Below are 2,552 nucleotides of genomic sequence, written 5' to 3'. Positions count from 1 at the left end.
AGACGATCAAGCGCCTCCTTCATTTCAACCAGCTCTTCATTTCAACCAGCTCTTCATTTCAACATGTCGCCTTGGAAGCCGTAGGGCAGCATGTCGCCCATGGTCACGGTCTCGACCACGCCGCCACTGTCGCAGAGCTAGAGTTTGGTTTCCGGCCGGCAAAATTCGGCCAGCCGCTGCCGGCAGCCGCCGCAGGGTGAGCATTTTGCCGTGCGCTCGGCGATCACCGCGATCTCCGTTATCCTGCCGCCGCCGGCCATGATGTAGTGGCCGAGCGCGGTGGTTTCGGCGCACCAGCCTTCCGGATAGGACGCGACCTCGATGTTGGCGCCGGTAAAGACGCGGCCGTCCTCGGTGCGCAGTGCCGCCCCGACCGGAAACTTCGAATACGGCGCATAGGCCTTGGCCATGGCCGCCTTGGCCGCTTCGAACAGATCATGCGACATTTAGTTTTTCCCTCGCATGATCTTGTCCGAAAAACGGGTTTCCACTTTTCGAAGTCATGCTTATATTTTCCTTTTTCGCATGGCCCGATCCGAAAACCGGCTTCCACTTTTCGCGGCCATGCTCAGCGTTCTTTGACATAGGGCACGCCGCCGGCCCGCGGCGGGATCGCCTTGCCGATGAAGCCGGCGAGCAGGATGACGGTGAGGATATAGGGCAGCGCCTGCATGAGTTGCACCGGCACTTTGCCGATCAGCGGCAGCGGCGTGCCCTGCAGCCGGATCGACAGCGCGTCGAGGAAGCCGAACAACAGGCAGGCGAACATGGCATTGACCGGCTTCCATTTGGCGAAGATCAGCGCGGCAAGCGCGATGTAACCCTTGCCGGCGGTCATATCCTTCACGAAGCCGCCATTCTGCACCATCGACAGGTACGCGCCGGCAATGCCGGTGAGCACGCCGGTGCAGATCAGCGCCCGGTAGCGCAGCCAGGCGACCGAGATGCCAGCGGTGTCGACCGCGGCCGGGTTCTCACCGACCGCGCGCATGCGCAAGCCAAAGCGCGTACGGAACAGCACCCACCAGGTGAACGGCACGGCGAGGAACGCGACATAGACCAGGACGGAATGGCCGGAGATGAGTTCCGAATATATCGGGCCGAGGATCGGCACCCCCCTAAGCGTGTCCGCGCCGGGCCAGATGATCGCCCCGAACCGCTCGCCGGGCGCAAGCGCCGGCGTACGTCCTCCTTGCTGGAACCAGGCCTGGCCGAGCATGATCGTTGATCCGGCGGCGATAAAATTGATCGCCACGCCGGAGACGATCTGGTTGCCGCGATGGGTGATTGAGGCAAACCCGTGGACCAGCGCGAAAGCGACCGAGATGAGGATGGCCATGCCGAGGCCGATATAGGCGGAATGGAAGACGGAGGCTGCGGCGGCACCGGCGAAGGCGCCGACCAGCATCTTGCCCTCGAGCCCGATGTCGAAGATGCCGGCCCGCTCCGAATAGAGGCCGGCGAGGCATGCGAGCAGCAAGGGCACCGACAGGCGGATCGTCGAGTCCAGAACCTGGATGATGGCGTTGAACATGTCCATCTCAGGCACCCTTCCCCTTGATCGCTTCCATGCCGACAGATCTCGGGCTGAGTGAGGCGAACAGCGCCTGGACATAGGGCCGGAACATGTGCTCGAGCGCGCCGGCGAACAGGATGACCAGGCCCTGAATGATGACGATCATGTCGCGGCTGATCGCCGGCATCTCGAAGGCGAGCTCGGCGCCACCCTGGTAGAGCATGCCAAACAGGATTGCCGCCAGCACGATGCCGACCGGGTGCAGGCGCCCCATCAGCGCCACGGCGATGCCGACGAAACCGGCGCCGGAAACGAATTCGAGCGCGACATTGTGCTGGTCGCCCATCGTCGGATTGAGCGCCATCATGCCGGCGAGCGCGCCCGAGATCATCATAGCGACCATGATGATGCGGGTCTCCGAAATGCCGGCATAGCGCGCCGCTTTCGAGCTGTGGCCGTAGGTGCGCATCTCGTAGCCGAGTCTGGTGCGCCAGATCAGCACCCAGACCAGAAAGGCCATGGCCAGCGCCAGCAGGAAGCTGATGTTGAACGGCGCCGAACGGATCTTGGCGCCGAACAATTCGATGACCCAGTTGAGCTTCGGCAGTTGCGCGCCTTCTAGGAAGGTACGCGTCTGCGGCGCCATCGAATTGGCCGGCTTCAAGAATCCGACCAGTGCGTAGACCATGACGCTGGCAGCGATGAAATTGAACATGATGGTGGTGATGACGATGTGCGAACCGCGCTTGGCCTGCAGATAGGCCGGGATCAGCGCCCACAGCGCCCCCATCGCCGCGGCGGCGATGATCGCCAGCGGGAAGGTGAGCCACCAGGGCAGCACGCTGTCGAAGGCCAAGCAGACGATGCCGATGCCGAGACCGGCGATATAACCCTGGCCCTCGCCACCGATGTTGAACAGGCCGCAATGCGCCGCAACCGCCACCGACAGCCCGCTGAAGATGAAGGTGGTGGCGTAGAAAAGCGTAAACGCGATGCCTTGCCCGCGGCCGAAGGCGCCCTCGACCAGGACGGCGGC

General features: G+C 63.3%; 2 protein-coding genes and 1 pseudogene. All 3 read right to left on the bottom strand.

Going from position 1 to position 2,552, the window contains the following annotated elements; genetic code table 11:
• Positions 1-53: 53 nt before the first annotated feature.
• Positions 54-446: pseudogene (cdd, locus tag EOA86_RS30260) on the bottom strand (cytidine deaminase).
• A 122-nt stretch (positions 447-568) separates the two neighbouring features.
• Positions 569-1,540: an ABC transporter permease gene (locus EOA86_RS30255; protein WP_128344982.1), complete on the bottom strand. Its 972-nt coding sequence runs from the start codon at positions 1,538-1,540 to the stop codon at positions 569-571.
• A 1-nt stretch (position 1,541) separates the two neighbouring features.
• The coding region (locus tag EOA86_RS30250; protein WP_164892123.1) for an ABC transporter permease at positions 1,542-2,552 on the bottom strand (1,011 nt) is incomplete at its 5' end.

The sequence above is a fragment of the Mesorhizobium sp. M5C.F.Ca.IN.020.32.2.1 genome, assembly GCF_004023105.1.
In the GTDB taxonomy this organism is placed as follows: domain Bacteria; phylum Pseudomonadota; class Alphaproteobacteria; order Rhizobiales; family Rhizobiaceae; genus Mesorhizobium; species Mesorhizobium wenxiniae.
Note: the sequence above shows the minus strand (reverse complement) of the source record. Positions and strands in the feature narration are given on the sequence as shown.